This is a genomic window from Sedimentitalea arenosa, from assembly GCF_016428585.1.
Taxonomy (GTDB): domain Bacteria; phylum Pseudomonadota; class Alphaproteobacteria; order Rhodobacterales; family Rhodobacteraceae; genus Sedimentitalea; species Sedimentitalea arenosa.
Genome location: NZ_JAELVR010000001.1, coordinates 313676 through 339708 on the forward strand (window position 1 = coordinate 313676; position 26033 = coordinate 339708).

Sequence of the window (26033 nt, forward strand, 5' to 3'; positions counted from 1 at the left end):
GGACGGATGCCCAAGGACGGACATTTCAACACGCGTACCGGTTGGCTGCGGGCGGCGATCCTGGGCGCGAATGACGGGTTGGTTTCCACCGCCAGCCTGTTGGTCGGGATGATTTCGGCCGGCGCGGGACATGGCGGCGTGTTGCTCGCCGGACTTGCGGGTCTGACCGCCGGAGCGTTCTCAATGGCTGCAGGCGAATACGTTTCTGTTTCGGCGCAGGCTGACAGCGAGGCGGCAGACCTTGCCCGTGAACGGCAGGCGTTGCGGGACGACCCCGACTATGAACTGGAAGAACTGGCGGAGGGGCTGCAATCGCGCGGGGTATCACCCGGTCTGGCGCGGCAGGTGGCGCATGAGATGACCGAGCATGACGCCTTGGACGCCCATGCGCGCGAGGAACTCGGCTTTACCGAGACCAGCGCCAGCGATCCGTTGCAGGCCGCCTGGACCTCGGCCGTGAGCTTTGCCATCGGCGGGGGACTGCCGGTGCTGGCCGTGCTGGGCGCGCCTGACGGTGCGGGAATTGCCTCCGTGGCGGCGATGTCGCTAGCGGCGCTGATGCTGCTGGGAGCTGTCGGCGCCTGGCTGGGCGGGGCCCCTATCCGCGCCGCCGTTTTGCGTGTCCTGTTCTGGGGCACGTTCGCCATGGCCGTGACGGCTGGCGTTGGGCGCGTTCTTGGTGTCGCAATCGTCTAGTGCGGCGCAACGAAAAAGGGCCGGTCGTTTCGACCGGCCCATTCCTCTTGATCGTTGCCGAGCTTATTCGCGATTGCCGAACAGCTGCAGCAGGAACATGAACATGTTGATGAAGTCGAGATAGAGCGTCAATGCGCCCATGATCGCGGACTTCGCCAGCCACTCGCTGTCGCCATGTGCGGCATGCTGGATGTACTCGGTCTTGATCTTCTGCGTGTCATAGGCGGTCAGACCCGCGAAGATCAGAACGCCAAGGATCGAAATCGCGAACATGATTGCCGGCGACTGCAGGAAGATGTTGACGATCATCGCCACCAGAAGGCCGATCACGCCCATGATCAGGAACGATCCCCAGGCCGAGATGTCTTTTTTGGTGGTATAACCCCAGAGGGACAGCCCCGCAAAGGCGATCGACGTGATCAGGAAGACCTGAGCGATCGAATAGCCGGTGAAGGCGACGAAGATCCACGCCATCGACAAGCCCATGACGGCCGAGAAGGCGTAGAAGAACAGTTGAGCCCCTGCTGCGGACAGCCTGTTGATCGCAGCACCAAAGGCAAACACCATGATCAGCGGCGCGAACATCAGAATCCAGCCCAGAATGTTCGGCGACAGCGTGACCGGGTCGCGGAAGATGCCCAGAAGGGCAGGGCTGGTGCCGACGGCCCAGGCGACGAGGAAGGTCAGCAGCGTGCCCACGGACATGGTGCCGTAGACCTTGTTCATGTGGGCGCGAAGGCCCTCGTCGAACGCGGCTGTGCGCGTTCCGGCCGCGGTCCGGCCCGTCATGTGAGTCGTGTCGAATTCAGCCATTCAAGGTCTCCGTTCAAGACTGTTGAACTGCCGGACAAACTCCGGCAGCGATTGTGCCAAATATCGGAGGCCGAAGCCGTAATTTCAAGTATTTCCGTCAGGATTCTTGGTGACAATTCGGTCAGAATCCGCGCGGCCACTACAAGATGCAGCGGCCGTCCCGATCCCGAGCCCCGTTTCAGCTGATTCAGTAGAGTGGTTTGTCCCAGACCGGGCGCCTTGCCTCGGCTTCCGCTTGGGCACGGCTGACGCCAATGTCCCGCAGCGCCGCATCGTCCAGCCTGCGCAGCGCCTGGCGTTGATGCCACAGACCATAGGCCTGGCTGAGCCGCTGCAGAAGCGACGGATTGGACCGTGGGGTGGCGATGGTTTGTGAGATATAGGTCATGTCAGGTGTCCTTACGGCGAATCGTGATGCTTGATCTCGCTTCAATCATTTTCCTTGATCTACTTGGGGTGTCGTGCTTCATATGAAAAGTGAATGTTTGTGAGAACTGATATCAAGGATCGTGATGATGCGGAATTTGGACATTACGACATTGCGTTCCTTCGTAGCCGTGGCCGACTCCGGTGGCGTGACCCGAGCTGCGGGCTTCCTGCATTTGACGCAATCCGCGGTCTCGATGCAGCTCAAGCGACTCGAGGAGGTGCTTGGTCTGCAGCTGCTCGACAGGTCGGGCAGGACCATCGCGCTCACCGCCTCTGGTGAGCAGCTCTTGGCCTATGCCCGGCGCATGGTCGCGCTGAACGACGAGGTGATCGGGCGTCTTACGGATCAGGCCTTCGAGGGCGAGATCGTGCTGGGCGTGCCCCATGACATCGTTTACCCGGCGATTCCGCGGGTACTGCAACGGTTCAACGCCTCTTTCCCGCGGGTCAGGGTGCAATTGGTGACGTCCTACACGCGCACGCTCAAGGCGCAGTATGCCCGCGGCGAATGCGATCTCATCCTGACAACCGAGGTCGAGCGCACCACGGACAGCGAAACCTTGGCTGAACGCCCGCTCTGCTGGATCGGGGCGCCGGACGGCTCGGCCTGGCGGCAGCGGCCCCTGCGCCTGGCCTTTGGTCGCTTCTGCACCTTCCGGCCGCGGGTCATCGCGGCGCTCGATTCAGTGGGCATCCCCTGGGACATGGTCGTCGAAACCGAGTCTGACCGCACCATAGAAGCAACGGTGAGCGCTGATCTGGCCGTCAACGCGATGATCGAAGGGACCGAACCCGTCCATCTGCGCCAGATCGACCATGGTGGCACGCTACCCAATCTGGGCGCGCAGATGATCAACCTGTACGGCGCGGACAAGGCCCGCAGTCAGATCGTCGAAAATCTCGCCGGGCTGGTCCGGAAATCCTTCAGCAGCATTGCGGTGCCGAGCCTTCAGGCAGCGGGCTAGTCGCCTGTCCGGATCACGACCTTGCCGGTCGATTTGCGGCTGCGCAGCAACTCCATGCCCTCGGCCACATCGGTGAGGGGCAGGATGTGGCTGACATGCGGAGATAGAAGACCGTTGGAATACCAGTCGATGAGTTGGGCGAGACTGCGTCGGACCAGATCCGGCCGGAACTTCATGTAGCCGCCTATATAGTAGCCGATTACCGTCAGGTTCTTGACCAACAAGTGGTTCGCCGGGATCTGCGGCACCTCGCCGCTGGCGAACCCGATCGGCAACAGCCGGGCTTCTGGGTTGCAGGCGCGGAAGGCGGCCTTGAAGGCCGGCCCGCCGACCGCGTCATAGACGACATCCGCACCGCCCAACTCCTTCACACGCGTCCGCAGGTCCTCGGAGTCATCAATCAGGTGGTCCGCCCCCGCAGCGCGGGCGACCTCGAGCTTGTCGCGCCCGCGCGCATGGGCGATCACGGTGGCGCCCATCAACTTGCCGATCTCGACCGCCGTCAGCCCGACGCCTCCCGCGGCTCCGGTCACCAGCAGCGTTTCTCCGGGCTGCATGCGGGCGCGGTAGTCCAGCGCCATGTGACTCGTGACATAGGCGATCTGCAGGGCCGCAGCGTCTTCGAAGCTCATCGCGTCGGGAATGCGGATCGCGCGATCAGCCTCGAACACGCCGAATTCGGCCAGCCCGCCCTGGCCCGAGAAGACGGCGACGCGGTCCCCCGGCTTCAGATTGTTGACCGAATCGCCGGTAGTGGTGACGATTCCCGACAATTCCATGCCCATCGTGAACGGTGTTTGGGGGATGTCCTGGTAGGTGCCTTTTTGTGTCAGCAGGTCTGCGAAGTTCAACCCGCAGGCTTTGATCTCGACCCCGATTTGCGTCGGACCCGGCTCGGAAATGTCGATCCGGCACAGGTGCGGCGCTGCACCCTCGGTTGTTATTCGGTAGGCGAGCACATCAAAATCCTTGTATTTTTAACGATTTGCGGACAGTCTGACTGTCAAGTCGCGCAGCGAATCCTTCCAAGCCAGCCGGAGCTTGTAAAGGGGAGTTCGACGTATGGAGCTGCAGAATTTCGTTTTGAATCAGCCCCGAACCTCCCGCCCCCGGCAGCATGCCTCCCGTTTACCGGGAATCCCTTGACTTGAATTCAACTGAAAAGCCCGTAGTATCTGTGGCACGGTGTGGACCGGGTTGTTTAGAATGGCTTGGTAGGAGCGGAGATCGGAAGTCTGTCGCACCTTGCCCGCTAACAAGGTCTGAACGGTAATTGGTTTGGTAAAGGAGAAAACGTATGACTCACCCTGTAGATGTGCATGTCGGCAAAAGGGTGCGGCACCGCCGATGGTTGATTGGAATGACCCAGCAGCAATTGGCTGAACAGGTGGGGATCAAGTTCCAGCAGATCCAGAAATACGAGACCGGCGCGAACCGGGTCAGTGCATCGCGGCTCTGGGACATCGCCGACGCGCTCGACGTTCCGGTGAGCTTTTTCTTCGAGGGTCTTGAAGATGCCGAACGCCAGGGCGACGAGAAGTCGATGGTTCCGACCGATCTGATGGGCGACAAGGAAGCGCTCGATCTGGTGCGCTCCTACTACGCGATCCCCGAGAACCAGCGCCGCCGCCTTTTCGAACTGGCCCGTGTTCTGAGCGACGTGGCCTGAGTCAGACGCGCCGATCCGTGCCGCTTGCGGCCGGTCGTCGCGAATGTCATGTGAGCGGTCATGACAGAAGACCTTTCCGCTCGCCTGAGCGACCTCGACCTGAGCAACAGGCTGGCAGACGCTGCGCGTGATGCCATCCTGCCGTATTTTCGACAAGCAGGCCTCCCCTCCCAGAACAAGGACAACAGCGGGTTCGACCCGGTGACAGCAGCGGATCGCGCGGCCGAACTGGCCATGCGCAATCTGCTGTCGCAACATCGGCCCGAGGACGGCATCTGGGGCGAGGAGTTCGGCAGAACGCCGGGCGAGTCGGGGCGGGAATGGGTGATCGACCCGATCGATGGCACACGCGCCTTCATCTGCGGAGCGCCGACCTGGGGGGTTTTGATCGCACTCTCGGATGCAAGCGGCCCGATCCTCGGTGTGATCGACCAGCCCTATACCCGCGAACGGTTCATCGGTGGACCCGGGGTCGCGGAAATGACAGGGCCGGCAGGGCGGATCACCCTGGCCACGCGCCGCGTGACAGACCTGTCGGAGGCAGTCCTCTTCTCGACCTTTCCCGAAGTCGGCAGCACCGAGGAACTCGCGGGATTTGAGGCCGTGTCCAAGGCCGTCCGCCTGACACGTTTCGGCATGGATTGCTACGCTTACGCCCTGCTTGCCGCAGGGCATGTGGACTTGGTGATCGAAGCCGGTCTGAACGCCTATGACATTCAGGCCCCGATCGCCGTGATCGAGGCCGCCGGTGGCATCGTGACCGACTGGCGTGGTCGGCCTGCGCATATGGGGGGGCGTGTGCTGGCCGCATCCAATGCGGACCTTCACCAGGCCGCGCTGACCTTGCTTGGAAACACGCCCGACACTTGAACCCGGCGGACGGGCTCGTTATCCATGATCCGCGCCGAGTCCTTTGCCCGCAGTCTGTCGGTGCGTGTTCTCGCTTCGCACCGACTCGGGCCGACACAGAGTGTGGGGCCTGACATGACCGAACTCCTGATCAAATCCGCTGAATTCGTCCTGACGATGGATGACGACCGGCGTGAACTTGCCGACACCGATATCCTCGTGCGCGACGGCGTCATTGCCGCGATCGGCCCAGACCTTGAGACCGAGGGCGAGACGCTGTCGGGCCGCGGCTGCGTCGTGACACCCGGACTGGTCAACACGCATCACCATCTCTACCAGACGCTGACACGGGCGGTACCGGGCGCGCAGGACTCGTTGCTCTTCGGGTGGTTGCAGACGCTCTATCCGATCTGGGCGCGCTTCACGCCGGATCACATGCATGTCTCGGCGCAGGTCGGACTGGCCGAGCTTGCGCTCTCCGGCTGTTCGCTCAGTTCGGACCATCTCTACCTATATCCCAACGGTACGCGACTCGAAGACACGATCGCCGCTGCCGCCGAGATCGGCTTGCGCTTCCATCCCACTCGCGGCGCGATGAGCATCGGGGAAAGCGACGGAGGGCTGCCGCCGGATTCGCTGGTCGAACGCGAGTCCGCCATTCTGGAAGATTGCATCCGCGTGATCGATGCGTTTCACGATCCCCGCGAGGGGTCGATGTGCCGGGTCGGGATCGCGCCCTGTTCGCCGTTTTCCGTCAGCCGCGACCTGATGCGCGATGCCGCCGTGCTGGCGCGCGACAAGGGCGTGATGTTGCACACCCATCTGGCAGAGAACGACGAGGATATCGCTTACAGCCAGGACAGGTTCGGATGCCGTCCGGGACAGTACGCCGAGGACCTGGGCTGGACCGGCCCGGATGTCTGGCATGCCCATTGCGTCAAGCTCGATGCCAGCGAGATCGGCCTTTTCGCGCGCACCCGCACCGGGGTTGCGCATTGCCCCTGTTCAAATTGCCGCCTTGGCAGTGGGATTGCCCCGGTTCGCCAGATACGCGATGCCGGCGTGCCGGTTGGCCTGGGGGTCGATGGGTCGGCCAGCAACGACACGGGCAACCTGATGGCCGAAGCGCGCATGTCCATGCTTTTGCAGCGTGTCGCCCGTGGCGCGGACGCGATGAGCGCGCGCGAGGCGCTCGAAATCGCGACCCGCGGCGGTGCGGACGTTCTTGGCCGCCCGGACTGTGGGCGCATTCAGGTCGGTGCCCGCGCCGATGTGGCGTTGTGGGACGTGACGGGTATCGACGGCGCCGGCAGTTGGGACAAGGCCGCATTGCTGCTGGCAGGTCCGACCCGCGTGCGCCACCTGCTGGTGGAGGGGCGCCTGGTTGTCTGCAATGGCAGCCTCGTCACGGTCGATCTCGACAGGCTGATCGAGAAACAGAATCGCCTGGCTGCCGATCTCGCCGCCGCGCTCTGATGCAGTGAAAACTGACCCGAAACGGCCCGTGGCACAAATCTCTTGGCCAGGGTCGCTTGCCGGTGTTCATTGCCCGGCGCTTCTTCTATTTTGTGCGCAAGCAGGGGGCAGAGCATGAACACAGGCACAGATCAGGACGTGACGGACCCGACGCGTGAGGACGATGCCTATACGCTCGACCGCAAGTCCGTGGCGGCGATCCTCGAGGCCGTAGAAAACACCGACTCGGTGCTCTTGACCGAGCTGATGGAACCCCTTCATGCCGCTGATATCGCCGACCTGCTCGAACAGATCAGCCGGTCCGAGCGTGAACGGCTGATCCGGCTCTATGACCGGGAATTCGACGGCGAGATCCTGTCAGAACTCGATGACAGCATCCGCGAGGAGGTGATCGCCCAGCTCGAACCGCAGATCCTCGCGGACGCGGTGCGCGATCTCGACAGCGACGACGTGGTCGACCTGATCGAATATCTCGAAGAGCCCCAGCAGGAGGCCATTCTCGGCGCGCTCGAGGATGCCGACCGGATCGCCGTGCAGCAGGCGATGTCCTATCCCGAGGGCTCGGCCGGCCGCCTGATGCAGCGCGAGGTCGTCATGGCGCCGGAACACTGGACCGTCGGCCAGGCCATCGATCATCTGCGCGGCAGCGAACACCTGCCTGACCAGTTCTATCACATCGTCCTGGTCGATCCGCGCCTGCACCCGATCGGCAATGTGACGCTGGGCAAGCTCATGGGCGCACGGCGCGAGGTTCTGCTGAGCGAGCTGACCGAAGACATGTTCCGCGTCATCCCGGCGACCCAGGACGAGGAAGATGTCGCCTATGCCTTCAACCAGTATCACCTGATCTCGGCACCCGTGGTCGACGAGGAGGGGAGACTTGCGGGGGTCATCACCATCGACGACGCCATGGCGGTCCTGGACGAGGAACACGAAGAAGATATCCTGCGCCTCGCCGGGGTCGGAGAAAGCTCCCTTTCCGACAGCGTCTCGGACACTGCAAAGCGCCGACTTCCCTGGCTCGGCGTGAATCTCGCGACGGCGATCCTCGCATCGCTGGTGATCGCGCTGTTCGAGGACACGATCGCGCAGTTCGTGGCGCTGGCGGTGCTGATGCCGATCGTCGCCTCGATGGGCGGCAATGCCGGCACGCAATCCTTGACCGTGGCGGTACGGGCGCTGGCGACGAGGGACCTCACCGGCTCCAACGTATGGCGGGTCATCCGCCGCGAGCTTTTCGTCGGAGCATTGAACGGTATCGTCTTCGCCGTGGTCATGGGTGTTGTCGGGCTCTACTGGTTCGGCTCGCCTGCGATCGGATACGTGATCGCCGCGGCGATGGTGATCAACCTCACCGTAGCGGGGCTCGCCGGCACCATCATTCCCATCGCGATGGACAAGTTCGGCGTCGACCCGGCGCTGGCCTCCGGCACATTCGTCACCACGGTGACCGACGTGGTCGGCTTCTTCGCCTTTCTCGGTCTCGCCGGTATCGTTCTACTATGACCGATCTCGCGGTGCTGAAGGCCGAGACGCGCAAGGCCGCCCTGGCGCGCCGCGCAACCGCCCATGCGGCCGCCCCGGGCGCAGATGCCGGGCTGTTGTCGGAGGTGCTGGCGGGATATCGGGGCGCTCCGATGTCGGGCTACCTGCCGATCCGCACCGAGATCGACCCCTTGCCGGCGATGGCCGAAGCTGCGGCGCATGGGCCTGTGACGATCCCGGTCATCGTCCGCGCGAAGGAACCGCTGCTCTTCAGCCGCTGGACCCCCGACATCGCCCTGCGGGACGGCCCCTTCGGCACCTCCGTCCCCGAGTTCGACGATTTCATCGAACCGGAGATCCTGATCGTGCCGCTCGTTGCCTTCGACCGCCGTGGCGGACGGCTGGGCTATGGCGGTGGCTTCTATGACCGGACCTTGCAAAAACTGCGCGCCCGGCGCGCGACCCTTGCCATCGGCTTTGCTTACGATGCGCAAGAGGCAGAGGCGATCCCGCTCGAGGCGACCGACCAGCCGCTGGACATGATCGTGACCGAGAGGCGGGTGCTGGCATTTTGACCATGAATGTTCCTGCGGAACTTGCCCGTTCCGATAGTCGCGCCCGTGGTCGTTGCAACGATCCCTTCAGGATCACGGGAAAGAGCGCGAAACGGCCTGAAATCTCGCCCGTCTCGACGCGCCGGACTACGATATCCGACGTCAATGCGGCGCTTGCCCTTGACCCGTGCAATCTCTAACACCGCTGGAATGAAGATACTGTTTCTGGGCGATGTGATGGGGCGTGCCGGGCGCGCCGCGGTCAGCGAAAATCTTCCGCGCTTGCGGGAGGAGTGGCGGCTCGATTTCGTCGTGGTCAATGGCGAGAACGCGACCAACGGGATGGGTCTGTCCGGGGCGCATGCCAAGTCACTGCTCGACGCCGGGGCCGATTGCCTGACGCTTGGCGATCATGCCTTCGACCAAAAGGACATGCTGCAGTTCATCGAGGGCGAACCGCGCATCCTGAGGCCGTTGAATTTCGCAAAGGACGCACCAGGCAAGGGCCACCGGCTGTTCACCACGCGAACCGGCCGCAAGGTGTTGGTCGCGCAGGCGCTGGGGCAGGTCTTCATGAAGCGTCCCTTCGACGATCCGTTCTCGGCCATCGAACCGGTGCTGAAATCGCATCCCATGGGTGGTCTGGCGCAAGCGGTGATCGTCGACATGCATTGCGAGGCAACTTCGGAGAAAATGGCGATGGGGCACTACTGCGACGGGCGCGCCAGCCTTGTCGTCGGCACCCACACCCATGTTCCGACAGCCGACGCGCAGGTTCTGCCCGGCGGTACGGGATACCTGTCCGATGCCGGCATGTGCGGTGACTACAACTCGATCATCGGAATGGACAAGGCCGAACCCATGCGCCGCTTCATCACCGGGATGCCGAAGGCGCGTTTCAGTCCGGCCACCGGCGAGGCGACCTTGAGCGGCATTTTCGTCGAGACCGACGACCGCAACGGAAAGGCGCGCGCGGTTCGCATGGTGCGGGTCGGCGGACGGTTGGAACAGGCGGCGCCGTGACCCGGCGCGAGACCGCGTTCTACACCCTTCTTCTGCTGTTGCTCGGTGCGGGCTGGGGGCTGACGTTCCCGCTGAGCAAGATCGCCGTCAGCACCGGCCACAGGCATTTCGGCCTGATCTTCTGGGACGTCATGATCGGGGCGGTCTTTCTTGGGCTTGTGCTGTTCTTGCGGGGTGGGCGGTTGCCGATGTCTCCGAGACATCTCCGGCTCTACGCGATCATCGCGCTGCTCGGGACATTGGTACCCAACTCTGCGTCCTACCAGGCGATCACCCATCTGCCCGCGGGGGTGGTGGCCATCGTCGTGTCGCTGGTGCCGATGCTGGCCTTCCCGATCGCGCTCGGCCTCGGGCTGGACCGGTTCAGCCCGCGCCGCCTGTTGGGCCTGAGCGCCGGCTTGTCGGGTGTTCTGCTCCTGGTGCTGCCCGACGCAAGCCTGCCTGATCCGGCTATGCTGGTCTGGGTGCCGCTCGCGCTGATCGCTCCGCTCTGCTACGCGTTCGAGGGCAACTTCGTCGCGCGATGGGGGACGGCCGGACTGGACGCGGTGCAAGTGCTTCTTGGCGCGTCATTGATGGCCGCCGCCGCCAGTCTTCCTCTCGCGATCGGCACCGGCCAGTTCATCTCGCCGTTTCGCGTCTACGGACCGCCCGAGTGGGCCTTGATCGCCAGTGCGATCATTCACGCGATAACCTACGCCGGCTATGTCTGGCTGGTCGGCCGCGCTGGATCGGTTTTCGCGGCGCAGGTCAGCTATCTGGTCACGGGTTTCGGGATATTGACGTCGCTCATTGTGCTGCGGGAAGCCTATTCGCCCTACATTTGGGCAGCGCTGGGGCTGGTGTTGGCCGGCGTCTTCCTCGTTCAGCCGCGTCGGCAGGAGTCGCTTGCCCCGGACGCGCCAATCAGTGAAACTGCGCGCTAGCCAGTTTCGCTGCGCCCGGGACCGAAGAATCATCATGAACCTGTTCCAGCTTTCCGAGACCGGCAGCGCCGTGCTGTCGCTGCTGATCGTCGGCGCGATGTTCGTGCTGTTCCTGCGCGAGATCTTCCCCACCGAGGTCGTCGCCATCGCTGGCGTCGCGGCGATGCTGGTGACCGGGGTGCTGCCCTACCAGGATGCGCTGCCGGTGCTGGCAAACCCCGCACCCTGGACCATTGCGGCGATGTTCATCATCATGGGGGCGCTCGTGCGGACCGGAGCGCTCGATGCGTTCACATCGCTGGCGCAGAAACAGGCCAGCACCAACCCGAGGTTCGCAATTGCAATGCTGATGGGGTTCGTGGTGCTGGCGTCGGCCTTCGTGTCCAACACGCCGGTCGTGGTGGTGATGATCCCGGTTTTCATCCAGCTGGCCCGCACGCTTGATGTGTCCGCCAGCAAGCTTCTGATTCCGCTCAGCTATGCGGCGGTCATGGGGGGCACGCTGACCCTGATCGGCACCTCGACCAACCTGCTGGTGGACGGCGTGGCGCGCAGCAATGGCCTGCCGGCCTTCACGATCTTCGAGATCACGCCGCTCGGGCTTGCCGTCGTGGCCTGGGGGATGATCTACTTGCGCATCTTTGGCCCACGCCTGCTGCCGGACCGGGCCAGTATGGCGACCATGCTGAGCGACCGCTCGCGGATGAAATTCTTCACCGAGGCGATCATCCCTCCGGAAAGCAACCTGATCGGGCGCGAGGTGACCGGCGTGCAGCTGTTCAAGCGCGAAGGGGTGCGGCTGGTCGACGTGATCCGGGGCGACGTGTCGCTCCGACGCAACCTCAAGGGTGTGCAGTTGCAGGTCGGCGACCGGGTCGTACTGCGCACCCAGATGACCGAACTGCTGAGTCTGCAGGCCAACAAGGAGCTGAAACGCGTCGACCAGGTTTCGGCGGTCGAGACCTCGACCGTGGAGGTGCTGATCACGCCGGGTTGCAAGATGGTCGGACGGTCTCTCGGCACGCTGCGCCTGCGGCGGCGCTATGGCGTCTATGTTCTGGCGGTTCATCGGCGCAACCAGAATATCGGCCGGCAACTGGACGACCTCGTGGTGCGGGTGGGTGACACGCTGCTGCTGGAAGGTGCCCCGGCGGATATCCAGAGACTCGCCGCGGACATGGACATGGTCGATGTCAGCCACCCCTCGGCCCGCGCCTTTCGGCGCAGCCACGCGCCGATCGCCATTTTGTCGCTCTTGGGCATCGTGGTGCTGGCGGCCCTTGGCGTCGCCCCGATCCTCTTCCTGTCGATCGTCGCGGTGGCGCTCGTGCTGGTGACCAAGTGCATCGACGCGGACGAAGCGTTTTCCTTCATCGACGGACGATTGCTGGCGCTGATCTTTTCGATGCTGGCGATCGGTGCGGCGCTTGAAAGCTCGGGCGCGGTGCAGTTGATCGTGACTGCGATCGCCCCGAGCCTGAGCGCGCTGCCGCCGTTCTTTGTGGTCTGGGCGATCTATTTGCTGACCTCGATCCTGACAGAACTGGTCTCCAACAACGCGGTGGCGGTGGTGGTCACTCCGATCGCCATTGGCCTCGCGACGGCGATGGGGTTCGATCCGCGCCCCTTGGTCGTGGCGGTCATGATCGCGGCCTCGGCCTCTTTCGCGACGCCGATCGGCTATCAGACGAACATGCTGGTCTATGGGCCAGGAGGATATCGCTTCACCGACTTCATGAAGGTCGGCATCCCTCTGAACCTGTTGATCGGCCTTCTGGCCTCGGCCCTGATCCCGATCATTTGGCCACTCTGACGTTTCCAAAAAGCGCGCCTGCGGCGCATTCGATGTTTTCGCGTTCAGGCCACGCGGGCCTGGCTGGCGTTTGTGTCCTTGCCGACGTCGGGGAGTTGGATCAGGCGATGGCGGCAGAGCGCCCGGCGTTGCGGCCCGAGAAGATGCAGCCCCCGAGGAACGTGCCTTCGAGCGCATTGTATCCGTGGTAGCCGCCGCCGCCGAAGCCCGCCACTTCGCCCGCGGCGAAGAGACCGGGGATCTCCGTTCCGTCCGCCGCGATCATCTGGCTGTCGAGATTGGTCTGCAATCCACCCAGAGTCTTGCGCGTGAGCACGTTCAGCCGCACGGCGATCAACGGCCCGTTGGCCCGATCGAGGATCCTGTGCGGCTTGGCGACCCGGATCAGGCGATCGCCGCGATAGTTGCGCGCCGCATGAATCGCCATCAACTGCGCATCCTTGGTAAAGGCGTTGTCGACTTGTGCATCGCGCGCCTCGATCTGGGCGCGCAGGGCGGGTTCCAGGATCAGGTCGTTGCCCGCGACCCGGTTCATGCCGGCGACCAGGTCGGTGAGTGTCTTGGCGACGACGAAATCCTCGCCGTGGCGCTTGAAGGCTTCAACCGGTCCTGGGGCGCCCTTGCCGGACAGGAGGCGTGCTTTCAGCACCTCGCCCCATCGACCCGAGGTGAGGTCGGGGTTCTGTTCCGATCCCGAGAGCGCGAATTCCTTTTCGATGATCTTCTGGCTCAGGACGAACCAGCTGTAGTCGTATCCCGTTTTCAGGATCTCGCGCAGGGTCGAGAGCGTGTCGAACCCCGGCAGGCAGGGTGGGAGGAGGCGACTGCCCTTCGCGTCGAACCATAGCGAGGATGGACCGGGCAGAATGCGAATGCCGTGGTCCGGCCAGATCGGATCCCAGTTGCGCACGCCCTCGGTGTAGTGCCACATCCGGTCGCCGTTGATCACATGGCCGCCGGCGCTTTCGCTGATCGCGATCATCCGGCCATCGACATGCGCGGGCACACCGGCCACCATCCGGGCGGGTGGCTCGCCCAGCCGGTCCTGCGGCCAGGCGCGACGAACGAGGTCGAAATTCCCGCCGATGCCGCCCGAGGCGACCAGCACCGACGCCGCGCGATATTCGAAGCTGCCGGCGGGATCTCGGTTGGTCCGTTGCCCGCGCGGTGCGCTATCCGGAGCCAGATGCGTTCCGGCGACCCCTTTGGCGGCGCCGTTCTCGACCAGGATGGAATCGACCTGGTGGCGGAACTTCATCGTGACGCGCCCGGCCTCGACATGGGCGCGGACACGGCGTTCGAACGGCGCCATCGCGCCCGGACCTGTGCCCCAGGTCAGGTGGAACCGCGGTACCGAGTTGCCGTGGCCGGTGGCGAAGCCTCCGCCGCGCTCGGCCCAGCCGACGATGGGGAACCAGCGCATTCCCATCGCGTGCAGCCAGGGGCGCATCTCGCCTGCGGCGAAGTCGACATAGGCTTCGGCCCACTTGCGCGGCCAGTCGTCCTCGGGGCGGTCGAACTGCGCGCTGCCCATCCAGTCGCGCAACGCAAGGTCGCGGCAGTCGCGGATGCCCATGCGGCGCTGTTCGGGCGTGTCGACCATGAAGAGCCCGCCGAGCGACCAGAAAGCCTGGCCACCAAGAAACCTTTCGGGCTCCTGGTCAAGCAGCAGCACGCGCTTGCCCCGGTCGCCCAGTTCCGCTGCCGCCACGAGCCCGGCCAGCCCGCCGCCCACGATGATCACGTCCGCATCGTCCATGCGCCCCTCCCGGTCTTGCGCTCAAGCCTAGGACCGATGGTGTGGATCAGGCAATGACAAAGGCCGGACCTGTCGCCGCGTCATCCATAGCGCTGCGCGAAGCGGCGCAGGATCTCGGCCGGCTCGGTCACTGTCGCCGCGTGGCAGATACCGATCAGCGTGTCGGCCTGGTCGGGAGGGAAATAGCCGTGATTGCGATAGATGCGGATGCGGCGTTCGAAGTCCCGCGAGTCGGCCTCGGGATGGAACTGGGTCGCATAGACGTTCTGGCCGAACCGCAGCATCTGGATCGGGCAGGCCTCGGAATGCACCAGCTTGACGCAGCCAGCCGGCAGCGACTGGACCGCTTCCTTGTGGCCGACGAAAGCCTGGAATGCGGGTTTCAGACCGGCGGTCAGCGGATCAGTTTCGCCTTCGGACGTGAGCCTGCAATCGGAAGGTCCGACTGGTTCCGCGAACCGGTCCTTGCTGACCTCGGCTCCCAGGTGATGGGCCAGGACGCCCAGCCCGTAGCAACACCCCATGAAGGGATGATCATTCGCGGTGATCTGAGGCATCAGGCTCATGATCTGCGCTTCGATCCGGGCTTCGGTCGGTGTCTTCCGGTCCGGCGCATCGCTGACGCACCCCGGGCCGCCGCCGACGATCAGTCCGGCATAATCGCGAACATCGAGGCCCTCGGGCAGGGACTCGCGGTCGAGCCGGATGCGGTGGGCGCGCTCGGGACCGATCCCGCATTTGCCGAGGATCGCCGCGAACTCGTCATCCGACGCGTCGGTTTCGGGCCGCAGTTGCAAGATCAGGAAACGTTTCATCCGGGTCTCCTCGCGTCAGAGCGGCCAGAATACGAGAATGGCGGGGATCGAGACGGCGACGACGATGATTTCGAGCGGCAGGCCCATGCGCCAGTAGTCGCCGAACTTGTACCCGCCGGGGCCGAGGATCAGCGTATTGTTCTTGTGGCCGATCGGGGTCAGAAAGGCCGACGAGGCCGCCACTGCGACCGCCATCAGGAACGGGTCGGGCGAGACCTGGAGCGTCTGGGCCATCTCGATGCCGACCGGCGCGGCGACGATGGTGGTGGCCGTGTTGTTCAGCAGGTCCGAAAGGGTCATGGTGACGACCATCAGCATGGTCAGGATGGCCCAGGCCGGCATGCCGTCGGTCAGCGTCACCAGCGCGCCGGCGATCAATTCGGTTCCGCCCGAGGTTTCGAGCGCGGCGCCGAGCGGGATCATCGAGCCGAGCAGCACCACCACCGGCCATTCGATATGGGTGTAGATTTCTGTGATCGGCAGGACGCGGGCCAGAACGTATGCGACGACCACCAATCCCAGCGCGATCGGCAGGTAGAGCAGTCCGATACTTGCCGCGGCCACGGCGGCCGCAAAGATTCCGATTGCCAGCCAGACTTTCTCGTTCGCGGTGACGTTCAGCCCGCGCTGCGCCAGTGGCAGACAGCCCAGCCACTCGGTCACATCGGACCCGCGGTCGCGCGGGCAGAGCAGCAGCAGGATGTCGCCGGGCTGGATCTCGGTCTGGCGCATGTGCTTGGTGATGCGCTGGCCCTGGCGCGAAATGCCCATCAGGATCGTGTTTTGCCGCCAGGCGAGCCCCACGCCCTGCGCCGTCTTGCCCGCGATCCGGGCGGCTTCGGGTACCACGACCTCGATCACCTCCAGCCCGTCACCCGCTGCGGTCAACAATTCCTGCCGCTTGCTGTCGGAAAAGTCGAGTTTCAGTGCCGAGCGGAATTCGTCGAGCGCGTCGGGGCGGGCCTCCAGCACCAGAGTATCTCCGGCCTTGAGCACCGAGTTGGCGGCGCGCCCGTAGCGTCGCTTGCCATCGCGGATCAATCCGATGATCGCCACGTCGGTCTTCTCCGCATCGCCGTCCAACTCGGCGAGTCGCTTGCCGATATGGTCGGACTCCTCTGGCACCGTCAGTTCGGCGACATATTCGGCGAGATCGGTGGCGCCGGCGGTCTCGCCGTCGCGCTGCGGAATCAGCCGCCAGCCGATCAGCGCCACGAAGGCCAGACCCGCCAAGGCCGCGATGCCGCCGACCGGGGCGAAATCGAACATCTGGTAGGCCTCGCCCAAGGCGTCCTCGCGGATGCCTGCGATGATGATGTTGGGCGGGGTCCCGATCAGCGTGACCATGCCGCCGAGGATGGTGGCAAATCCCAACGGCATCAGCGACAGGCCCGGATTGCGTCCTGCCTTGCGCGCAGTCTGGATGTCGACGGGCATGAGCAACGCCAGAGCGGCGACATTGTTCATGAAGGCCGACAGGATCGCGCCGATTCCGCCCATCAGGGCGATGTGGCTGGCGAGAGGGCGGGTGCTGTCGACCAGTGTCCGGGTGATCAGGAACACCGCGCCCGACCGTACCAATCCGGCCGACACGATCAGCACCAGCGCCACCACCAGAGTCGCGGGATGGCCAAAGCCGGTGAAGGCGTCCTCGGTCGGAACGACGCCCAGAACCACCCCGATCATGAGCGCCGAGAAGGCCACGAGGTCATAGCGGAACCGTCCCCAGAGAAGCATGGCGAAAACGGCGGCGAAAAGCGTGAACAGGATGATCTGGTCGGTTGTCATGGCCGGACACTAGGGCCAAGTCCGTGCCTTGACCAGATGGCATCACACCACCACTGACGGCTTGCCCTCGCCCCGCGCTCTGCCCTATAGAACCGCGCAGACCAGCGCATGCATACTGACGGAGAATTCCATGGCCGGCCATTCCAAATGGGCAAACATCCAGCACCGCAAGGGACGCCAGGACGCCGCGCGCTCCAAGCTGTTTTCCAAGCTGTCCAAAGAGATAACGGTTGCCGCCAAGATGGGCGACCCGGATCCCGACAAGAACCCGCGCCTGCGTCTCGCGGTGAAGGAAGCCAAGTCAAACTCCGTTCCCAAGGACGTGATCGACCGTGCGATCAAGAAATCGCAGGCGGGCGACGGAGAGGATTACGAGGAAATCCGCTATGAGGGCTATGGTCCCAATGGCGTTGCGGTGATCGTCGAAGCGATGACCGACAACCGCAACCGCACCGCCTCGACCGTGCGGTCGACCTTTACCAAGAACGGCGGCAATCTGGGTGAAACGGGCAGTGTCGGCTTCATGTTCGATCGCAAGGGCGAGGTGACCTATCCGGCCGAGGTCGGCGATGCAGATACGGTAATGATGGCCGCCATCGAAGCTGGCGCCGAGGACGTGGAAAGCACCGAGGACGGCCACGTGATCTGGTGCGCGGACACCGACCTTAACGAGGTCGCCACCGCGCTCGAGTCCGCGTTGGGCGAGAGCGAGAGCACCAAGCTGGTCTGGCGGCCCACCACGACCACCGAGATGGACCTCGAGGGCATGCAGAAGCTGATGAAGTTGATCGACGCGCTCGAAGATGACGACGACGTTCAGCGCGTCACCACCAACTTCGAAGCGCCCGACGAGGTGATGGAGCAGCTCTGATCAGCCGCTGACGTAGGGCGCGGGCGAAGCGCGCCCCGGGCGGAAGAAGACCTTCTGGTTGTGCAACCGGCCAAGCAGCTTGTGAATGTCGGCCAGCGTTTCGTCAAGCGCGGCGAGTTCGGTCGTCGCCTCCGGTCGCGCCGGCGTTTCTGCGAGCAGGGCAAGCCTTTCAAGCGAGAGCTTTTTCTTGCGTTGTTGCAGCGCGGTTTCGATCAGCTCGATGTCGCGGACATCCAATTCGAACCTGGTGTTGAATTTCGGCATTTCCCGGATTCCTGCTATTGACTGGGTAACAATGTTACGTGCGCAGTCGCATTTCGGATCGTTCGTGTCTCTTCGAGCTACAGGAAGGTCGAAATTTCTTCCAGCGGTTTCTTGATCTTCGCGACACTTGGTACCACCGCGTCCGGGGCCGGATGTCCCGCAGCGATGATCATCGTTGGTTTCTCGGACGCAGGCCGCCCAAGCGCCGCGTTCAGGAATTTCATCGGGTTCGGCGTGTGGGTCAGGGTGCAGAGGCCCGACAGGTGCAGGGCGGTCAACAGGAAGCCGGTGGCGATGTTGACGCTTTCGGGCACGTAGTAGTTCTTGTAGCGGGTGCCATCGTCGAACTCGCCCCACCGTTGGGCGAAGACCACGATCAGCCAAGGGGCGATGGTCAGGTGCGGCTTGTCGGCTGTCGTTCCGATCGGTTCCAGCGCCCTGATCCATTCGTCGCCGCCGCCGCCGGCATAGAACTTGCGCTCTTCCTCTTCGGCTTCCTCGCGGATTCGCTGCTTGATCGCGGGGTTACTGATGGCGACGAAGTGCCAGGGCTGGTGGTTGGCGCCCGATGGCGCCGATCCGGCGGTGCGCAGGCAGGTTTCGATGATCTCGCGCGGCACCGGGCGGTCGACATAGTCGCGCACCGAGTGCCGGGTGCGCATGCGGTCCAGGAACGAGGTCGACTCCGCTTGCATCTGGACGTCGCTCATGTCGGCGCGGTCGGGCAGGGGAATGGTTGTGTAGGTCAGCTTGTCCTTCGCGAACATGGGGCGCTCCAATCTCAGTGTTGCGCCGTTATGGCCGCCCGGGACGGTCGCATCAAGCGCCCGGTGCGACGAGTTCCTTGCGCGCAGCCATGCGCACCGAGTCGGTGACGGGCTTGAGTGCCTGGGCCATCACCCGGCTGACCTGCCATGTCAGCGCAACATCCAGATGGGTTCCGCGCTGCAACGGCACAAGCAGACTGTCGCGGATCGGTTCGCGCACCAGCGCCTCTGGGTTCATGCCCCAACCGACGCCGCGCCGCGCCGCCTCCACGAAGGCGTGGGTGGAGGGCAGGAAATGGGTCGGTGGCGACAGCTTCAGCCCCAGTGTCTCGGCGATCCAGCGGCGTTGCAGCATGTCCTTGGCGTTGAAGGTCAGGCAGGGCGCGCGTGACAGGGTTTCGGCGGTCAGGCCGTCGGCGAACCAGCGCCGCATGAACGCGGGACTGGCTGTCGCCACGTAGCGAAGTGACCCGAGCGGTATCGCGTCACAGCCCGGTGCGGGTTTTTCCTGTGCCGAGATTGCAGCGCTCACGGCGCCACGCTTCAGCCAGTCGGAACTGTGGTCCTGGTCGTCGATCACCAGGTCGAACAGGACGTCCGGCACGGCGGCCATCGCCGCGACGAACCACGTGGCCAGGCTGTCGGCGTTCACCGCGACGCGCAGGGTCATCGCACCGCTTCCCCGCTTCAGGGCGAGGTCGCGGCTGACCTGCGCCTCCAGCAGCGCCACGTCCTCGGCGTGTTTGGCCAGCCGTTGCCCGGCCGGGGTGGCTGTGCAAGGTGCGCCACGCCGGATGAGAGCGCTGCCGACCCGGTCCTCCAATGCCTTGATCCGCTGTGATACAGCCGAGGCAGTGACCGAGAGGTCGGCGGCGGCCGCATCGAAGCTGCCGCGCCGCAGGACGGCCGCCAACGCGGCAAGTTGCTGGGGGTCGAATTGCATTAGCGTGTCTTAATCAAGGCAACAGGATTTAATTCGACTACGGCAGATCGACGGGCTAGTCAAACCCGTGAGCAAACAGAGGTCCGCCTGATGACATCGGCCGTTCTGCCCGGATTCGCCCTGGGCTTCAGTCTGATCCTTGCGATCGGCGCGCAAAACGCCTTCGTTCTGCGCCAGGGGTTGCGGCGCGAGCATGTCTTCGCGACGTGCCTGACCTGCGCAGTGTCCGATGCGTTGCTGATCACTGCGGGCGTCGCGGGCTTCGGCTCGCTCGCCACCGTGGTGCCATGGTTTGAACCGGTGATGCGCTATGGCGGCGCGGCCTTCCTGCTGGCCTATGGCGCGCTGAGCCTGCGCAGCGCGTGGAACGGCGGCGCGGTGCTGGTCGCGGAGGGCGGGCCGGGGGCAAGCCTGTGCCGGACGCTGGCGACGGTGCTGGCCTTCACCTGGCTCAACCCGCATGTCTATCTCGACACGGTCGTTCTGATCGGCTCGATCTCGGCGCAGTATGACGACCGGCTGCAGTTCGGTCTCGGCGCGGTTGCGGCAAGTTTCTTTTTCTTCTTCACCCTCGGCTACGGGGCGCGGCTGCTTGCGCCCGTCTTTGCGCGCCCAGGCGCCTGGCGCGCGCTCGATCTCGGGATCGGGCTGGTCATGTGGGCCATCGCGGCCAAACTGGTTATCATGTGAAGGGTTGAACCCGCCGGTCATTGCGTGTTCAACGACAGCATGGAGACAGCACGCACAGCCCGGCCAATGGTCGGAATATTCTGGATGCTGGTGACGGGGCTGTGCTTCGTTGCGGTAACGGCCATCGTCAAGTTTCTCGGCCCGCGCATTCCTCCGGCCGAGCAGGCCTTTCTGCGCTACTTCCTCGGGCTTGCCTTCCTGTTGCCGATGTTGCGTCCGATGCTGCGAACGCGGCTGAGTGGCCGGATGTGGGGCATGTTCGCGGCGCGGGGCGTGTTTCATGCAATGGGCGTGATGCTGTGGTTCTACGCGATGACCCGGATCCCGCTGGCAGAAGTCACAGCGATCAATTACCTCGCGCCGGTTTATGTCACGCTCGGCGCAGCACTGTTCCTTGGTGAAAAGCTGGCCCTGCGCCGCATCGTGGCGGTTTTGGTCGCGTTGCTGGGCGCCGCGGTGATCCTGCGTCCGGGGTTTCGCGTCGTCGAACCGGGACATATGGCGATGCTTCTGGCGGCAGTGGTGTTCGGCGGATCCTACCTGTTGGCCAAGGTGATGGCCGACCGGGTCAGCGCACCGGTCGTGGTCGGCATGCTGTCGATCTGGGTGACCGCGGCGCTTGCTCCTTTCGCTTATGCGGTCTGGGTCACGCCGACCCTGACCGAACTGGCAATCCTGTTCGGCGTCGCCTGTTTCGCGACTGCCGGGCATTACACGATGACGCTGGCCTTCGCCGCTGCGCCGGTGGCGGTCACGCAGCCGGTGACGTTCCTGCAGCTGGTCTGGGCCACGGCGCTGGGTGCCGTGGTCTTTGCCGAGCCGGTGGATATCTGGGTCGTGCTCGGCGGCGGGTTGATCCTGGGATCGGTCACTTTCATCACGTGGCGGGAAGCGATGTTGAACCGCCAGCCGATCACGCCGCCGACCCCGGCGACCAAGGTCTGACCCGGCCCTTGCCAGCACGTATGCCTCGGGCCTAGGCTGAGGGCCCCTGCAATAAGGAGACCGTGATGCGCGGCCCAATGCGTTTCGTCCTGCCGATCGTGTTCCTGATCTCGACGATCGGGGCAGGGGCCGCACCTGCGGTCGTCATCGACACGCCGAAAGCCAGCGGTGACGGGGTGCCACGGGCTTGGCCGGATTCCCGGCGTACCGTCATCGTCGAACTCGCCTCCGGCGGGGGGCAGGACGTCATTGCGATGTCGGATGTTTCCCGTCCGAAGCCGCCCTCCGACGATGAAGCCGGCATCCTGGCGCAATTGCAGGGCGATTGGGTGTCGTCCGAAGACACGTCTGCGCGGATGCGCATCGACGGCACCACGCGCACGCTGACTTATGACGGTGCGGAAATGGAGTCGGAACAGATAGAGGTCGCGACCGAGTGCGGCGGAAATGATGGCGCTGGCCCCTACCTGAGCAGCCGCGAAGAAACTTCCGGCGACGTGACCTGCTATGCGATCGAGACCCTTGGGCCCTCGGAGTTGGTTCTGATGCATCTGCCGCGCGGCAACCTCCTGATCTATGAACGGGCAGAATAGATCACGCTGCGTTTTTATTGATTGACGAGTCAATAAACACTTCCTACCGTCCTGCGGACCAACTGGGACGGGGCGGAAAACATGCCGAAAATCGGAATGGAACCGATCAGGCGCGAGGCGCTGGTCAAGGCGACGATCGCCGAGATCGGAACCGCCGGATCGCTCGACGTGACGGTCAGTCAGATCGCGCGCCGCGCCGGCATGTCGAGTGCTTTGGCGCATCACTATTTCGGCGGCAAGGAGCAGATCTTTCTTGCGGCGATGCGCCGGATCCTCGCGGATTTCGGAGCCGAGGCGCGCCGTGAACTGCGTGCAGCGCCGCCGGAAGAGCGGGCCGGCGCCATCATCCGCGCTTCCTTCGCGCCTTCCTGTTTCACGCCGCAGGCGATCAGTGCCTGGCTGACTTTCTATGTCATGGCGCAGACCAATGACGACGCGTTGCGGCTCTGGCAAATCTACCAGCGGCGTTTGCGCACGAACCTGTCTCATGCGCTGCGCGGTCAGTGCAACGATCCTCGCGGCGCGGCGGATGCGTTGGCCGCGTTGATCGACGGGCTCTACATCCGCGCCGCGCTGAGCGAGGCGGACACGCCCGCCATCGCGACCCACCGTGCGCTTGCGCTGCTCGACATGCTGAGGGGACGTTGATCATGGCCCGGCCGAACATCCTCATCCTGATGGTGGACCAGCTCAACGGCACGCTGTTTCCCGACGGACCGGCCGAATGGCTGCATGCGCCCAACCTCAAGCGGCTGGCGGCCCGGTCCGCGCGCTTCGCCAATGCCTATACCGCCAGCCCGCTTTGTGCGCCGGGGCGGGCCAGCTTCATGTCTGGCCAGTTGCCCTCGCGAACGGGCGTGTATGACAATGCGGCCGAGTTCCGCAGCGATATCCCGACCTTCGCCCACCACCTTCGCCGCGCCGGCTATCAGACCTGCCTGTCGGGCAAGATGCATTTCGTCGGTCCGGACCAGTTGCACGGGTTTGAAAGCCGTCTCACCACCGACATCTATCCGGCCGATTTCGGTTGGACTCCGGACTACCGCAAGCCTGGAGAACGGATCGACTGGTGGTATCACAACATGGGTTCGGTCACCGGAGCTGGCGTTGCCGAGATATCCAACCAGATGGAATACGACGACGAGGTGGCCCATCACGCGATCGCCAAGCTGTATGACCTCGCGCGCGGGCACGACACGCGGCCGTGGTGCCTGACCGCCAGCTTCACCCATCCGCATGATCCCTATGTGGCGCGCCGGAAATACTGGGATCTCTACGCCGATTGCACCCATCTGGCCCCCGACGTGCCGGCGATCCCCTACGAGGCACAGGACAAGCATTCAAAGCGCCTGTTCGATGCCAACGACTGGCGCAGTTTCGACATCACGGACACCGACGTGGCCCGTGCGCGGCGCGCCTATTTCGCCAACATCTCCTATCTCGACGACAAGATCGGCGCGATCCTTCAGGTGCTGGAGGATACGCGGCAGGAGGCAATCATTGTGTTCGCTTCCGATCACGGCGACATGCTGGGCGAGCGCGGGTTGTGGTTCAAGATGTCCTTTTATGAAGGCTCGAGCCGTGTTCCGCTGATGATCGCGTCTGCGCAGCTGGATCCCGGACGGATCGATACGCCGGTCTCGACGCTGGATGTCACGCCAACGCTGGGAGAACTGGCCGGGGTCGACATGGCCGAGATCGCGCCCTGGACCGATGGCGAAAGCCTTGTGTCGCTGGCGCAGGGCGGGGCGCGCACAGCTCCTGTCCTCATGGAATATGCCGCCGAGGGATCGGACGCGCCGTTGGTCTGCATGCGCGAAGGACGGTGGAAATACACGCGGTGCGTGCTCGACCCGGAACAGCTTTTCGATCTGAAGGCCGACCCGCATGAAAACACGAACCTCGCCGAAGATCCGGCACATGCGGAGGTTTTGGAAAAGTTTCGCGCGCAATCGGACGCGCGCTGGGATCTCGCCCGTTTCGATGCGGATGTGCGCGCCAGCCAGGCCCGGCGTTGGATCGTTTACGAGGCGCTCCGGCAGGGCGGCTACTATCCGTGGGACTATCAACCACTTCAGAAAGCGTCGGAACGCTACATGCGCAACCACATGGACCTGAACGTGCTAGAAGAGAACCAGCGCTTTCCCAGGGGCGAATGATGGGTCCTGGTCCTATCCGAAAGGCCCGTGGCGGGCGCGGAACCGACCATGTCTGACATGGAGGCGGATTTTGTCGTCGTCGGGGCCGGCAGTGCCGGTTGCGCCATCGCCTATCGCCTGTCCGAAGCCGGGGCGTCGGTCCTGGTGATCGAACATGGCGGCACAGATGCCGGACCGTTCATACAGATGCCGGCGGCCCTCAGCTATCCGATGAACATGGCTCGCTACGACTGGGGCTATGTTTCGCAGCCCGAACCGCATCTGAACAACCGACGCCTCGCCTGTCCGCGCGGCAAGGTGATCGGCGGCTCCTCCAGCATCAACGGCATGGTCTATGTCCGTGGGCACGCGATGGATTTCGACCATTGGGCCGAGTCCGGGGCGACAGGCTGGGGCTTTGCCGATGTGCTGCCTTATTTCAAGCGGATGGAGCATTGGCATGACAGTGGTCATGGCGGCGATCCGACGTGGAGGGGCAACGACGGTCCCCTGCATGTGACGCGAGGCCCCCGAAGCAATCCGCTGTTTCAGGCCTTCGTCGCAGCAGGCCAGCAGGCGGGCTACGAGACGACCGACGACTACAACGGCGAGAAGCAGGAAGGCTTTGGTCCGATGGATCAGACCGTCTGGCGGGGGCGGCGTTGGTCGGCGGCCAACGCCTACTTGCGTCCCGCGCTGAAACGTCCAAGCTGTTCGCTGATCCGCGCCTTCGCGCGGCGTGTCGTGATGCAGAACGGGCGCGCCGTCGGAGTTGAGGTCGACAGGGGCCGCACGCGCCAGATCATCCGCGCCCGGCGCGAGGTGGTGCTTGCGGCATCCTCGATCAATTCGCCGAAACTGCTGATGTTGTCGGGGATCGGACCGGGCCAGCATCTCGCCGAACGCGGCATCGAGGTGATCGCGGACCGGCCCGGTGTTGGGGCCAATTTGCAAGATCACCTCGAGCTTTACATCCAGATGGCGGCAAGCCAGCCGATCACGCTGTTCAAACACTGGAACCTCTTCGGCAAGGCGCGGATCGGGGCGCAGTGGCTGTTTGCCAAGCGCGGTCTGGGTGCGTCCAACCAGTTCGAGAGCGCAGCCTTCATCCGCAGTGGCGCGGGTGTCCCCTATCCCGACATCCAGTATCATTTCCTGCCGATCGCCGTGCGTTATGACGGGCGGGCCGCGGCCGAGGGGCACGGGTTCCAGGCCCATGTCGGTCCGATGCGGTCGCTCAGCCGGGGTCACGTGAGCCTTGCCTCGCCCGATCCGCGCGATGCTCCCGAAATCCGGTTCAACTACATGTCGCACCCGCAGGATTGGCGCGATTTCCGCACCTGTATCCGGCTGACCCGCGAGCTGTTCGCACAGCCCGCTTTCGCGCCCTTCGTCAAGCACGAGATCCAGCCCGGCGACGCGGTGCAGAGCGATGATGCGCTGAACGATTTCATCGCGGATCACGTGGAGAGCGCCTATCACCCCTGCGGCACCTGCCGGTTGGGTCGGGCCGACGATCCCGACGCCGTGGTCGATCCCGAGGGACGGGTCATCGGGGTGGACGGTCTGCGCGTTGCGGACAGCAGCATTTTCCCCCGTATCACCAACGGAAATCTCAACGCCCCCTCGATCATGGTGGGCGAGAAAATCTCCGATCACATCCTGGGGCGCGATCCGCTGCCGCCCTCCAACGAGACCCCGTGGATTCATCCCGATTGGCGCGAGTCACAGCGCTGAGGCGTGTTAACCTTTCTTAACGTCA

26 protein-coding genes are annotated in these 26033 nt (G+C 64.2%); 17 read left to right on the plus strand and 9 right to left on the minus strand.

Annotated elements, in window-relative coordinates; genetic code table 11:
• The first annotated feature begins 6 nt into the window (after positions 1-6).
• Complete coding sequence (locus tag JF290_RS01490; RefSeq protein WP_199022953.1) at positions 7-696, plus strand: VIT1/CCC1 transporter family protein; 690 nt, start codon at positions 7-9, stop codon at positions 694-696.
• A 63-nt stretch (positions 697-759) separates the two neighbouring features.
• Here JF290_RS01490 and JF290_RS01495 read toward each other — a convergent pair whose 3' ends face one another.
• Positions 760-1509 carry a Bax inhibitor-1/YccA family protein gene (locus JF290_RS01495; protein ID WP_199022954.1) on the minus strand — a complete coding sequence of 250 codons (750 nt, stop codon included), beginning with the start codon at positions 1507-1509 and terminating at the stop codon, positions 760-762.
• 187 nt (positions 1510-1696) lie between these two features.
• Positions 1697-1897 (minus strand): DUF1127 domain-containing protein, encoded by a 201-nt coding sequence (locus JF290_RS01500; protein WP_199022955.1) that lies wholly within the window; start codon positions 1895-1897, stop codon positions 1697-1699.
• Positions 1898-2024: 127 nt separating this feature from the next.
• Here JF290_RS01500 and JF290_RS01505 point away from each other — a divergent pair, with 127 nt between their 5' ends.
• The gene (locus tag JF290_RS01505) at positions 2025-2903 is read left to right on the plus strand and encodes a LysR family transcriptional regulator (RefSeq protein ID WP_199022956.1); all 879 of its coding nucleotides are present in this window, start codon (positions 2025-2027) and stop codon (positions 2901-2903) included.
• Here JF290_RS01505 and JF290_RS01510 read toward each other — a convergent pair.
• Positions 2900-3862, minus strand: a complete 963-nt coding sequence (locus JF290_RS01510; RefSeq protein WP_199022957.1) for an NADPH:quinone oxidoreductase family protein — start codon at positions 3860-3862, stop codon at positions 2900-2902. The two genes, JF290_RS01505 and JF290_RS01510, sit on opposite strands and share 4 nt — an antisense overlap.
• 338 nt (positions 3863-4200) lie before the next feature.
• On the opposite strand from JF290_RS01510, the gene JF290_RS01515 reads away from it, so the two are divergent.
• From JF290_RS01515 to JF290_RS01550, 8 genes are all read left to right on the plus strand, one after another.
• On the plus strand, positions 4201-4572 hold the full coding sequence (locus JF290_RS01515) for a helix-turn-helix domain-containing protein (RefSeq protein ID WP_199022958.1): 372 nt from the start codon (positions 4201-4203) through the stop codon (positions 4570-4572).
• Between the two features lie 60 nt (positions 4573-4632).
• Positions 4633-5442, plus strand: a complete 810-nt coding sequence (gene hisN / locus JF290_RS01520; protein WP_199022959.1) for a histidinol-phosphatase — start codon at positions 4633-4635, stop codon at positions 5440-5442.
• Positions 5443-5556: 114 nt separating this feature from the next.
• Positions 5557-6897, plus strand: coding sequence for an 8-oxoguanine deaminase (locus JF290_RS01525; RefSeq protein WP_199022960.1), 1341 nt, complete (start codon positions 5557-5559; stop codon positions 6895-6897).
• A gap of 114 nt (positions 6898-7011) precedes the next feature.
• A complete protein-coding gene (mgtE, locus tag JF290_RS01530; protein WP_199022961.1) occupies positions 7012-8403 on the plus strand; it encodes a magnesium transporter in 1392 nt (463 codons plus the stop codon).
• Positions 8400-8957: a 5-formyltetrahydrofolate cyclo-ligase gene (locus JF290_RS01535; RefSeq protein WP_199022962.1), complete on the plus strand. Its 558-nt coding sequence runs from the start codon at positions 8400-8402 to the stop codon at positions 8955-8957. Before mgtE ends, JF290_RS01535 begins: the two co-directional genes overlap by 4 nt.
• 189 nt (positions 8958-9146) lie before the next feature.
• Positions 9147-9959: a TIGR00282 family metallophosphoesterase gene (locus JF290_RS01540; RefSeq protein ID WP_199022963.1), complete on the plus strand. Its 813-nt coding sequence runs from the start codon at positions 9147-9149 to the stop codon at positions 9957-9959.
• Positions 9956-10885, plus strand: coding sequence for a DMT family transporter (locus tag JF290_RS01545; RefSeq protein ID WP_199022964.1), 930 nt, complete (start codon positions 9956-9958; stop codon positions 10883-10885). Before JF290_RS01540 ends, JF290_RS01545 begins: the two co-directional genes overlap by 4 nt.
• A 34-nt stretch (positions 10886-10919) precedes the next feature.
• Complete coding sequence (locus JF290_RS01550; protein ID WP_199022965.1) at positions 10920-12698, plus strand: SLC13 family permease; 1779 nt, start codon at positions 10920-10922, stop codon at positions 12696-12698.
• 100 nt (positions 12699-12798) lie between these two features.
• Here the strand turns inward: JF290_RS01550 and JF290_RS01555 are convergent, their stop codons facing one another.
• The 3 genes from JF290_RS01555 to JF290_RS01565 all read right to left on the minus strand — a co-directional run bounded on the left by JF290_RS01555 (position 12799) and on the right by JF290_RS01565 (position 17060).
• Entirely contained in the window at positions 12799-14457 is a 1659-nt protein-coding gene (locus JF290_RS01555) for an FAD-binding dehydrogenase (protein WP_199022966.1), read from the minus strand.
• Between the two features lie 80 nt (positions 14458-14537).
• Positions 14538-15272, minus strand: a complete 735-nt coding sequence (locus tag JF290_RS01560; protein ID WP_199022967.1) for a glutamine amidotransferase — start codon at positions 15270-15272, stop codon at positions 14538-14540.
• A gap of 15 nt (positions 15273-15287) precedes the next feature.
• On the minus strand, positions 15288-17060 hold the full coding sequence (locus JF290_RS01565) for an SLC13 family permease (protein ID WP_199022968.1): 1773 nt from the start codon (positions 17058-17060) through the stop codon (positions 15288-15290).
• 130 nt (positions 17061-17190) lie between these two features.
• Between JF290_RS01565 and JF290_RS01570 the strand changes: the two genes are divergently transcribed.
• On the plus strand, positions 17191-17931 hold the full coding sequence (locus JF290_RS01570; RefSeq protein WP_199022969.1) for a YebC/PmpR family DNA-binding transcriptional regulator: 741 nt from the start codon (positions 17191-17193) through the stop codon (positions 17929-17931).
• On the opposite strand, the gene JF290_RS01575 is transcribed toward JF290_RS01570, so the two are convergent.
• The 3 genes from JF290_RS01575 to JF290_RS01585 form a co-directional block, all read right to left on the minus strand.
• Positions 17932-18195, minus strand: coding sequence for a hypothetical protein (locus tag JF290_RS01575; protein WP_199022970.1), 264 nt, complete (start codon positions 18193-18195; stop codon positions 17932-17934).
• 77 nt (positions 18196-18272) lie between these two features.
• Positions 18273-18962: a nitroreductase family protein gene (locus tag JF290_RS01580; protein ID WP_199022971.1), complete on the minus strand. Its 690-nt coding sequence runs from the start codon at positions 18960-18962 to the stop codon at positions 18273-18275.
• A gap of 52 nt (positions 18963-19014) precedes the next feature.
• Positions 19015-19905, minus strand: a complete 891-nt coding sequence (locus JF290_RS01585; protein ID WP_199022972.1) for an ArgP/LysG family DNA-binding transcriptional regulator — start codon at positions 19903-19905, stop codon at positions 19015-19017.
• 90 nt (positions 19906-19995) lie between these two features.
• Between JF290_RS01585 and JF290_RS01590 the strand changes: the two genes are divergently transcribed.
• The 6 genes from JF290_RS01590 (at position 19996) to betA (ending at position 26008) form a co-directional block, all read left to right on the plus strand.
• A complete protein-coding gene (locus JF290_RS01590; RefSeq protein WP_199022973.1) occupies positions 19996-20595 on the plus strand; it encodes a LysE/ArgO family amino acid transporter in 600 nt (199 codons plus the stop codon).
• A 39-nt stretch (positions 20596-20634) separates the two neighbouring features.
• Positions 20635-21540 carry a DMT family transporter gene (locus JF290_RS01595; RefSeq protein WP_199022974.1) on the plus strand — a complete coding sequence of 302 codons (906 nt, stop codon included), beginning with the start codon at positions 20635-20637 and terminating at the stop codon, positions 21538-21540.
• Positions 21541-21605: 65 nt separating this feature from the next.
• The gene (locus tag JF290_RS01600) at positions 21606-22133 is read left to right on the plus strand and encodes a hypothetical protein (RefSeq protein WP_199022975.1); all 528 of its coding nucleotides are present in this window, start codon (positions 21606-21608) and stop codon (positions 22131-22133) included.
• A gap of 81 nt (positions 22134-22214) precedes the next feature.
• Positions 22215-22781 (plus strand): choline-binding transcriptional repressor BetI, encoded by a 567-nt coding sequence (gene betI / locus JF290_RS01605; RefSeq protein WP_199022976.1) that lies wholly within the window; start codon positions 22215-22217, stop codon positions 22779-22781.
• Between the two features lie 2 nt (positions 22782-22783).
• On the plus strand, positions 22784-24292 hold the full coding sequence (gene betC / locus JF290_RS01610; protein WP_199022977.1) for a choline-sulfatase: 1509 nt from the start codon (positions 22784-22786) through the stop codon (positions 24290-24292).
• Between the two features lie 57 nt (positions 24293-24349).
• Positions 24350-26008: a choline dehydrogenase gene (gene betA / locus JF290_RS01615; protein WP_199023228.1), complete on the plus strand. Its 1659-nt coding sequence runs from the start codon at positions 24350-24352 to the stop codon at positions 26006-26008.
• The last annotated feature ends 25 nt before the right edge of the window (positions 26009-26033 follow it).

Bases quoted from the DNA above. Each gene is read 5' to 3' on its own strand.
- betC (WP_199022977.1), top strand. From the start codon at position 22,784: ATGGCCCGGCCGAACATCCTCATCCTGATGGTGGACCAGCTCAACGGC.
- betI (WP_199022976.1), top strand. From the start codon at position 22,215: ATGCCGAAAATCGGAATGGAACCGATCAGGCGCGAGGCGCTGGTCAAG.
- JF290_RS01515 (WP_199022958.1), top strand. From the start codon at position 4,201: ATGACTCACCCTGTAGATGTGCATGTCGGCAAAAGGGTGCGGCACCGC.
- JF290_RS01490 (WP_199022953.1), top strand. From the start codon at position 7: ATGCCCAAGGACGGACATTTCAACACGCGTACCGGTTGGCTGCGGGCG.
- JF290_RS01555 (WP_199022966.1), bottom strand. From the start codon at position 14,457: ATGGACGATGCGGACGTGATCATCGTGGGCGGCGGGCTGGCCGGGCTC.
- JF290_RS01580 (WP_199022971.1), bottom strand. From the start codon at position 18,962: ATGTTCGCGAAGGACAAGCTGACCTACACAACCATTCCCCTGCCCGAC.
- mgtE (WP_199022961.1), top strand. From the start codon at position 7,012: ATGAACACAGGCACAGATCAGGACGTGACGGACCCGACGCGTGAGGAC.
- JF290_RS01550 (WP_199022965.1), top strand. From the start codon at position 10,920: ATGAACCTGTTCCAGCTTTCCGAGACCGGCAGCGCCGTGCTGTCGCTG.
- JF290_RS01560 (WP_199022967.1), bottom strand. From the start codon at position 15,272: ATGAAACGTTTCCTGATCTTGCAACTGCGGCCCGAAACCGACGCGTCG.
- JF290_RS01570 (WP_199022969.1), top strand. From the start codon at position 17,191: ATGGCCGGCCATTCCAAATGGGCAAACATCCAGCACCGCAAGGGACGC.
- JF290_RS01590 (WP_199022973.1), top strand. From the start codon at position 19,996: ATGACATCGGCCGTTCTGCCCGGATTCGCCCTGGGCTTCAGTCTGATC.
- JF290_RS01505 (WP_199022956.1), top strand. From the start codon at position 2,025: ATGCGGAATTTGGACATTACGACATTGCGTTCCTTCGTAGCCGTGGCC.
- hisN (WP_199022959.1), top strand. From the start codon at position 4,633: ATGACAGAAGACCTTTCCGCTCGCCTGAGCGACCTCGACCTGAGCAAC.
- JF290_RS01585 (WP_199022972.1), bottom strand. From the start codon at position 19,905: ATGCAATTCGACCCCCAGCAACTTGCCGCGTTGGCGGCCGTCCTGCGG.
- JF290_RS01595 (WP_199022974.1), top strand. From the start codon at position 20,635: ATGGAGACAGCACGCACAGCCCGGCCAATGGTCGGAATATTCTGGATG.
- JF290_RS01525 (WP_199022960.1), top strand. From the start codon at position 5,557: ATGACCGAACTCCTGATCAAATCCGCTGAATTCGTCCTGACGATGGAT.
- JF290_RS01535 (WP_199022962.1), top strand. From the start codon at position 8,400: ATGACCGATCTCGCGGTGCTGAAGGCCGAGACGCGCAAGGCCGCCCTG.
- JF290_RS01600 (WP_199022975.1), top strand. From the start codon at position 21,606: ATGCGCGGCCCAATGCGTTTCGTCCTGCCGATCGTGTTCCTGATCTCG.
- JF290_RS01500 (WP_199022955.1), bottom strand. From the start codon at position 1,897: ATGACCTATATCTCACAAACCATCGCCACCCCACGGTCCAATCCGTCG.
- JF290_RS01540 (WP_199022963.1), top strand. From the start codon at position 9,147: ATGAAGATACTGTTTCTGGGCGATGTGATGGGGCGTGCCGGGCGCGCC.
- JF290_RS01565 (WP_199022968.1), bottom strand. From the start codon at position 17,060: ATGACAACCGACCAGATCATCCTGTTCACGCTTTTCGCCGCCGTTTTC.
- JF290_RS01495 (WP_199022954.1), bottom strand. From the start codon at position 1,509: ATGGCTGAATTCGACACGACTCACATGACGGGCCGGACCGCGGCCGGA.
- betA (WP_199023228.1), top strand. From the start codon at position 24,350: ATGGAGGCGGATTTTGTCGTCGTCGGGGCCGGCAGTGCCGGTTGCGCC.
- JF290_RS01575 (WP_199022970.1), bottom strand. From the start codon at position 18,195: ATGCCGAAATTCAACACCAGGTTCGAATTGGATGTCCGCGACATCGAG.